A 1,274-nucleotide genomic window follows, 5' to 3' on the forward strand; every position below is an offset into this window, starting at 1 on the left:
TCTCAGAATCTTGTTTTCTTCGTATTTGAAGAAATCTCTTTCATTTCCTAAATATTCATTAATAGATTCTATCGATGTTTTTATATCGTAAAGATACTTTTTAACTTCACGCTTCATATATTAATTCTTTAGATTCATTAATACTTTCAATGAAATATGGGTTTTTCAATGATTTCTCAGTAACTAAGTCAATTTTTCGATTAAAGATTTCTTTTAATTTATAGTGAAGAGAGAAGTAGTTTTCTGTGTATTGTTCTACAGAAATATCTTCATCAAAAGTTATTAAAAAGTCAATGTCGCTTTCTGGTTTAAATTGATTTGATACAACAGAGCCAAAAGCATATAACTTTTTAACTTTCAATGAACTACAAATATTTCGTAGTTCATTAATTTTATTAGAAAGAAGTTTTTGTATCATAATTATCAGCTTTAGATACAAATTTACATTATTTAAATGATTTTCTAATTTTTAATGTTTTTTTATTCGCTTGCAGTTAACGGTTTTGTATAAAGTTAGAGTGGGATTTGATGATCGTTAAATTCTCGGCCGATTACTAAGTTTATACTTATTTTATGTTTTTATTTTAATTGAGTTAAAAATAGATAAATAAGTATAAGCGACATAATAAACAAACAGAAAACTTTGTGGAAAGACTAAACCCCACTTTAACTTTATGCGGTGTTGTATATAGCGGACACGCAGCTGAGTTTTTCTCAAAATTTTAATTAATCTCTAATTTATCATTGTATTGATTTTTTGAGATTTATTTGAATCACTTTTCTATAATTTTTTGTGAAATAAAATTTCTCGGACGTTTACATTATTTTTTTGAAGAAATATTCTAATCCGCCATTTATTCCGCAAGTTGCTAAATCTCATAATTATTTTTAATCCGTATTTATTTAAATCCCGTGAAGTTTTTTTCTCAACATTTGAGTAAGAATTCCGTGAATATTTTCCGCTATTTTTTTCTAGTAATTTATCTTTAAAATTCTCGGCAAAGTAGAGTAGTGGAATTAAAAAAATCTCTCCAGAATAATTTTCAGATACGGCTGGGTTCGCCGAGTTTTTTCTAACGTTGTGATACTGTGTGTGGATTTCTGTTTTGAAATCCCCCGTTATATACAACGGTTTTGTATAAAGTTAGTGTGGGAGTTGATAATCGCAAGATTCTCAGCCGAGCACTAAGCTTATACTTATTTTGTGTTTTTATCTTAGTCGACCTAAAAATAGATAAATAAGTAGAAGTGACATAATAAAAAAACACAAACCT

General features: G+C 27.3%; 1 protein-coding gene. It reads right to left on the minus strand.

Going from position 1 to position 1,274, the window contains the following annotated elements; all coding sequences use genetic code 11:
• Positions 1–106 precede the first annotated feature (106 nt).
• Entirely contained in the window at positions 107–418 is a 312-nt protein-coding gene (locus FGM02_RS17585; protein ID WP_139959888.1) for a nucleotidyltransferase family protein, read from the minus strand.
• Positions 419–1,274: the final 856 nt, after the last annotated feature.

It is taken from the genome of Flavicella sediminum (assembly GCF_006381105.1).
In the GTDB taxonomy this organism is placed as follows: Bacteria; Bacteroidota; Bacteroidia; order Flavobacteriales; family Flavobacteriaceae; genus Flavicella; species Flavicella sediminum.